This is a genomic window from Streptomyces sp. NPDC003691, from assembly GCF_053981115.1.
The window spans coordinates 1-7,430 of sequence record NZ_JBSFNQ010000169.1 but is presented as its reverse complement, the minus strand read 5'-3'; the positions used below and the strand labels follow the sequence as shown (position 1 = coordinate 7,430).

Sequence of the window (7,430 nt, the reverse complement as noted above, 5' to 3'; positions counted from 1 at the left end):
CCGCCTATCTGCCGGTGGATCCCAAGCTGCCCGCCGAACGGCGCCGCTATCTGATCGAGGACTCCGGCGCCGACGCCGTCGTCACCCCCGGCACCGCGCCGGACGAGGCACTTCCGGCCGGGGTGCCCCGGCTCGGCCTGGCCGCCCTGCTCGACGGCGGCCCCGCACCCGCCTACCGGCCGGTGCCGGTCACCCCGGACACCCTGGCGTACACCATCTACACCTCGGGCTCCACCGGCCGGCCCAAGGGCGTCGAGATCACCCGGGGCGCGGCGGCCCGGCTGCTCACCGAGCTGGAGGACGCGGGGATCGCCACGGGCGACGGCGGCCGGGTGGGCTGGAACGCCTCCCCGTCCTTCGACGCCTCCGTCCAGCAGTGGGTGCGGGTCTGCCGCGGCGACACCCTCGTCATGGTCGACGACGAGACCCGCGCCGACCCCGCGCTGCTGGCCGCGTTCGCCGACGAGCGGGCGCTGACCGCTCTCGACCTGACGCCCTCGCACGCCGAACCGCTGCTGGAGCTGCTCTCCGCCGACGGCGGGCCCCGCCCGCTGACCCTGCTGATCGGGGGCGAGGCGATCGGCCCCGCGCTCTGGTCCCGGATCGGGGAGCTGACCGCGGCGGGCACCGTACGCGCCGTCAATCTCTACGGGCCCACGGAGTGCACGGTGGACGCCACCGCCGGGTGGATCGAACCGTCCGGCGCGGACCCGGAGACGGCCGCACCGCATATCGGCGCCGTCCTGCCGGGGCTGCGGATGCGGGTCCTGGACGAGAAGCTCGCACCCGTCGGCCCCGGGGAGACCGGCGAACTGTATCTGGCCGGGCCCCGGGTGGGCCGCGGCTACCGCCGCCGCCCCGGTCTGACCGCCGAGCGCTTCACCGCCGACACCGGGCCCGGTGCCGAGCCCGGGGGCCGGATGTACCGCACCGGGGACCTGGTACGGCTCCTCCCGGGCGGCCGGCTGGGCTATCTCGGCCGGGCCGACGGCCAGGTGAAGCTGCGCGGCTTCCGGATCGAACTCCCCGAGATAGAAGCGGCGCTGACCGCCCACGAGGCCGTCGCCGAGGCCGCGGTCGTCCTGCGCGACGATGTCCACGGCGCGCCCGGGCTGGTCGGCTACTACCGGCCCGCCGCCCCCGTCGCGGCGGCCGCGCTCACCGAGCTGCTGGCGGCGTCGCTGCCCGGGTACATGGTGCCCGCGGTGCTGGTCGCGGTGGAGCGCTTCCCGACCACCGTCAACGGCAAGCTGGACCGGGCCGCGCTGCCGGAGCCGCCTGCCGGACCGCCCGCGGCGGCCGCGGCACCGGCCGCCGGTGCCGGGCTCACCCGCTCGGAGCGGCTGATCGGCGAGGTGTGGACGACCGTCCTGCGGGCGTCCTCCGTCGGCCCCGACGACAACTTCTTCAAACTGGGCGGCCATTCGCTGCTGGCGATCAAGCTGGTGTCGCGGGTCCGGGCCGAGCTGGGCGTGGCCCTGCCGGTGAAGGCCGTCTACGCCCATCCGCGGCTGCGGGATCTGGCCGCGCACATCGACGGGCTCGTCGCAGCCCAGGACGGATGAGGACACCGCCGTGACCGCTTTGTCGTTCGCCCAGCGCCGTCTCTGGTTCCTCGGGAGGCTGTCGGGTCCCTCCGCCGCCTACCACGCCCCGCTCGTGCTCCGGCTCGACGGCACCCCCGACCCGGCGGTGCTCGGCGCCGCCCTCGCCGACCTGGCCGAACGGCACGAGGTGCTACGCACCGTGCTGCCCGCCGGACCGGACGGGGAGCCCCGCCAGGAGATCCGGGACGCCGCCGAGCTGCCGCCGCCGGAGGTGGTGCGCTGCCCGGCCGCCGAGTACGGGGACCGGGTGGCCGCGTTCGTCCGGGAACCGCTCGACGTGACCGGCGGATTCCCGCTCCGGGTGGCGCTGTTCGCCCCGCCGGAGCGGGCGGCGGACGCGACGGGCGACGGCGCTCCGGCCGGGGCGGGGGGCGGCCGGGTGGCGGCCGGAGCCTTCACGGAGGCCAGCGACCTCACCGGGGCCCTCACCGGCGGCCTCGCCGCGGATCCGGGACCGGGCTTCCCGGCCGGGACCGGCACCGTCGCCGGGGCGGACGCGGGCACCGGCACCGGCACCGGCACGGAGAAGGAACGGAACACGGGGCCGGACCCGGCGGAGGGCGCGGCCGGATCCGGGCCGGACGCCGGAGCGGAGCCCGGGTCGGTGCTGGTGCTGCTGCTGCACCACATCGCCACCGACGGCTGGTCCGTCCGGCCCCTGCTGCGCGATCTGGACACCGCCTACACGGCACGGCTCGCGGGCCGCGCCCCCGGCTGGGAGCCGCTGCCGGTCCAGTACGCCGACTACGCCCTCTGGCAGCGGGACCTCCTCGGCGAGCCCGGCGACCCCGGCAGTCTCGCGGCGGAGCAGCTCCGCCGGTGGCGCAAGGTCCTCGACGGGGCGCCGGAGGTGACACCGCTGCCCGTGGACCGGCCCCGGCCCGCCGAGCCCTCCGGCCGGGGCGCCACCCTGACCGCGCGGATACCGGCCGGCACCCATCTCGCCCTGCTCGGACTGGCCCGGCGGCACGGGGCCACCGCCCCGATGGTGGTACGGGCCGCCCTGGCGGCCGCGCTCACCGCGGCCGGCTGCGGTACCGACCTGGTGATCGGCACCCCGGTGGCGGGCCGCCCCGAGGAGGAGCTTTCGGAGCTCGTCGGGTTCTTCGTCAACACCCTGGCGCTCCGTACGGACGTCTCCGGCGACCCGACCGCGGCCGTGCTCCTCGAACGGGTCCGGGACGCCGATCTGACGGCGTACGAACACCAGGACCTGCCCTTCGAACTGCTGGTGGAGGAGCTGGCCCCGGAACGGTCGCTCGGCCACCACCCCCTGTTCCAGGTGATGCTGACCGTCGACGGCTCGGAGGGCCCCGACGGCGCGCGGGCCGCCCGGCCGGTACCGCTGGGCCCGGGGCTGACCGGGGTGCCCGGCACCGCGGACCTGGCCGCCGCCAAATTCGATCTGACCTTCTTCTGCGCCCGGCGCGCGGCACCGGACGGCTCCCCCGACGGGCTCGACCTGGCCCTCGGGTACGCCGTCGACCTGTTCGACGAGGCGACGGCGAGGCTGCTGCTGGACCTCCTGGTCCGGGCCCTGGAAGCCTTCGCCGAGGACTCCGGCCGGCCGCTCGGCCCGTCGGCGCTGACCACTCCCGGGGAGCGGGCCGCCCTGGCTGCCCGCCACCGGGCGGCCGCGGCGGCCGCCCGGAGCACCGCGGCGGCGCCCGCGGCGCGGTCCGGCCGCCGGGACGTCGGCACCCCGCGGGAGGAGATCCTGTGCGGTCTGTTCGCCGAGGTCCTCGGCCGCCCCCGGATCGGCCCGGACGACAACTTCTTCCGCAACGGCGGGCATTCGCTGCTCGCGGGCCGGCTCGTCAACCGGATCCGGGCCGCCCTGGGCCTGGCGGGCGGCGTCCGGGACCTCTTCCTGGCCCCCACCCCGGCGGCCCTGCACCGCAGACTGACCGAGGCCGCCCGGACCGGATCCGGCGGTACGCCCCGGCCCGTGCCGCGGCCGGTGCCCGCGGCCGAACGCCCGGAGTTGCTGCCGCTGTCGGCCTCCCAGCGGGCGCTGTGGCTGCTCGCCCGGATCGACGGCCCGTCCGCCGCCTACAACGCCCCGCTGGTGCTCCGGCTCGACGGCACCCCCGACCCGGAGGCGCTCGCCGCGGCCCTCGCCGATCTCGCCGGACGGCACGAGGTGCTGCGTACCGCCTATCCGCACACGGACGGGGAGCCGTACCAGCGGATCCGGGCGGGGTACGCGCCCGGGCTGGACACCGTCCGCTGCGACGGCGCCGCCGCGCTCGACCGCGCCGTCACCGAGTTCGGCCGGACACCGCTCGACCCCACCGACGGGGTACCGCTGCGGGCCGCGCTGTTCACCACCGGCGGCGCCGGGCCCGCCGCGCTGGTCCTCCTGGTCCACCACATCGCCGTCGACGGCTGGTCCCTCGACCCGCTGCTGCGCGATCTGGACACCGCCTACACGGCACGGCTCGCGGGCCGCGCCCCCGGCTGGGAGCCCCTGCCCCTCTCGTACGCGGACTACGCCCTGTGGCAGCGGGAGCTGCTGGCCGATCCGGAGCCGCTGCTGGAGCACTGGCGAACGGCGCTGGCCGGACTGCCGGAGCGGACCGCGCTGCCGTACGACCGGCCCCGGCCGGCCGAACCCACCGGCCGGGGCGGCACCGTCGCCGCCCGGCTGGAACCGGCCGTGGGCCGGGGCCTCGGCACCCTCGCCCGGGAGCGGAACGCCAGCCTCTTCATGGTGGTACGGGCCGCCGTCGCCGCCGCGCTCTCGGCGGCGGGGGCGGGCGACGACCCGGCCGTCGGCACCCCCGTCTCGGGCCGCTCCGACGAGGCCCTGCACGAACTCGTGGGCTGCTTCGTCAACACGCTGGTGCTGCGGGCCGACACCTCGGGCGATCCGACGGCGGCGGAGCTGGTGGACCGGGTGCGGGACGGCGACCTGGCCGCCTTCGACCACCAGGACCTGCCGTTCGAACTGCTGGTGGAGCGGCTGGCCGCGGCGTCCGGCCGGGCCCTGGGCGAGCAGCCGTTCTTCCGGATGATGCTGACCGTACGGACCGCGGACGCGGCCGCCGGTTCCGGTCCGGTGCGGCTCGGCCCGCTGGCCGCCGAGGCGGGCTCCGTCGAGCTGGGGGCGGCGAAGTTCGATCTGAACCTGCACTGCGAGGAGGAGCCGGACGGCGGGCTGCGGCTGCTGCTGGGCTATGCCCGGGACGTGTTCGACGAACCGACGGCCGTACTGCTGCTCGACGTGTACGCCCGGGCGCTCGCCGCGTTCGCCGCCGGTTCCGGGCGGCCGCTGGGTGCGCTGGAGCTGGTCACCGCGGAGGAGGCCGCGGGGTTCGCGGCCCGGCGGGAGCGCCTCGCGGCGGCGGAAGCGGAAGCGGCGGTGGAAGCGGCGGCGAGGCCGCCCGCCGGGGCGGGGGCCGGTGCTGCCGGGCATCCCCGGGTGGCGCTGCTGTGCGGGCTGTTCGCGGAGGTCCTGGGCCGGCCGGAAACCGGTCCCGACGACAATTTCTTCCGTACCGGCGGGCATTCCAGGCTCGCCAGCAGGCTGGTCAACCGGATCCGGACGGCGCTCGGCGTCGAGGCGGGGATCCGGGACCTCTTCCTCGCCCCGACACCGCTGGCGCTGCACGAACGGCTGCCCGCGGGCCCGGCGGCCGGGGGCGGGCGGCCGCCGCTGCGCCGGGCCGGGCGGCCCGCGCGGATCCCGCTCTCCCCGGCACAGCGCCGCCTCTGGTTCACCGACCAGCTGGACGGGCCGTCCGCCACGTACAACATCGCGCTGGTACGGCGGCTGGACCGGCCGGCCGACCCGGCCGCGCTGGCCGCCGCGCTCGCCGACACCGCCGAACGGCACGAGGTGCTGCGGACCGTCTACGGCGCCGAGGGCGGGGAGCCGTACCAGACCGTCCTGGCGGACGCCCGGCCGCAGCTCGAACTCGGCTTCGCCGCGGATCCGGCGGCCGCCGTGGACGCGGCCGCGGGCCATGTCTTCGACCTGGCGCGCGATCTGCCGTTCCGTGCCTGGCTGTTCCTGCCCTCCGGCGGCACCGGCGCGCAGACCCTGGTCCTGCTGCTGCACCACATCGCGGCCGACGGCTGGTCCCTCGATCCGCTGCTGCGCGATCTGGAGACCGCCTACGACGCGCGGCGCGCGGGCCGCGCGCCCGGCTGGGAGCCGCTGCCGGTCCAGTACGCCGACTACGCCCTCTGGCAGCGGGAGCTGTCCGGCACATGGCGGGAGGACGGTCTCGGCTTCTGGGCGCGGACCCTCGACGGGCTGCCGCCGCTGACCGAGCTGCCGGGCGACCGGCACCGGCCGCCGGTGCCCTCGGGGCGGGGCGCGGTCACCGGATTCACGGTGCCCGGGCCGGTACGGGAAGGTCTCGAACGGATCGCCCGGTCCACCGGAAGCACCCTCTTCATGGTGGTGCACGCCGCCCTCGCGGCCGTGATCGCCCGCTGCGGTGCCGGGCCGGACCTGGCGGTCGGCACGGTGGTCGCGGGGCGCGACGACGAGGCGCTGCACGGTCTGGTCGGGTTCTTCGTCAACACGCTGGTGCTGCGTACGGACACCTCGGGCGACCCGTCCTTCACGGAGCTGGTCCGGCGGGTCCGGGCGGCCGACCTCGCGGCGTACGCGCACCAGGACGTCCCCTTCGAGCAGGTCGTGGAACGGCTCAACCCGCACCGCTCGTCGGCGCACCAGCCGCTAGCGCAGGTGATGCTGCGGGTCGATCCCGAGCCGGAGGGCGCGGGCGGCGGCGGGACGGACGGCGGGGCGGGCGGGCCGCTGGCCGGTGCGCCGCTGCCGTACGGCTCGCGGACGGCAAAGGCGGATCTGACGTTCGCGCTGACCGGCGGCGCGGGGCACGACGGGCTCGACGGGGTGCTGGAGTACGCCGCCGACCTGTACGACGAGGGCGGCGCGCGGCGGCTGGCCGCGCTGCTGACCGGGGCGCTCGCGGTCTTCGCGGCGGATCCGTCGGCCCGGATCGGCGCGCTGCCCGCGGGGCCGGGCGGGGCGGGCGGGCCGGGCGGGGGCCCGTACGCGACGGTCGCGGGGTACCGGATCGACCTCGGGCACGTCCGGGACGTGCTGGGCTCGCACCCGGATGTCACGGAGGCCGTGGTCTCGGTCGCCGAAGGGCGTCTCACGGCCCGGCTGACGGGCCCGGTCACCGAGGGGGACATCCAGTCCTGGGCCGCGGAGCGGCTGCCGGAGTACGCGGTCCCGCCGGTCGTCACGGCCACCGGGGCACCCGCGCCGCCCGCGCCCCCGGCGGGTCCGCTGCCGCTGCTGATGGACCTGTTCCGGGAGGTCCTCGACGGGAAGGAGGTCACGGAGGACGCGAACTTCTTCCGCTCGGGCGGGCATTCGCTGCTGGCGGTCCGGCTGCTGAACCGGGTCCGCTCGGAGCTGGGGCGTGAGCTGACGCTGCGGGACGTGTTCCGGCATCCGACGCCGACGGCACTGGCGGGTCTCCTGGCGACGGCCCCGGTCCCCCCGGCGGTCCCCGCCCTCCGCCGCCGCCCCCGCCGGGGCAGCACCTGACCCCGAGGGCGCCGGGCCCACCCGTGGAGCCGGGCCCCGGGGCGGCCTTTCCCGCCCCGGGGCGGCCGCGCCCCTGGAGGCCAGGAGCCCCGCCCCCGGGGCGCCCCTCCGCCGCGCGGGCTCCCCGGGTGACCACCCGTGTGCCATGTGCTGTCGTCCGTCGACCGCGCCCCGAATCGGGCTGAGCGCGCCGTTCCCCGCGCCCCTGGTTGCCTCTCCCCGGCCCCTTGCGACAGCCCGCTCCCTACAAAACCCGACCCGTACCCGAGGAACTCGGTCCTCTCAAG

2 protein-coding genes are annotated in these 7,430 nt (G+C 77.3%); both read left to right on the top strand.

What is annotated here, in order from left to right:
- A partial coding sequence (locus ACWDR0_RS34120) for an AMP-binding protein (RefSeq protein ID WP_456355719.1) occupies nucleotides 1–1,565 on the top strand: 1,565 nt, incomplete at its 5' end.
- A 10-nt stretch (nucleotides 1,566–1,575) separates the two neighbouring features.
- A complete protein-coding gene (locus tag ACWDR0_RS34115) occupies nucleotides 1,576–7,143 on the top strand; it encodes a condensation domain-containing protein (RefSeq protein ID WP_456355718.1) in 5,568 nt (1,855 codons plus the stop codon).
- The last annotated feature ends 287 nt before the right edge of the window (nucleotides 7,144–7,430 follow it).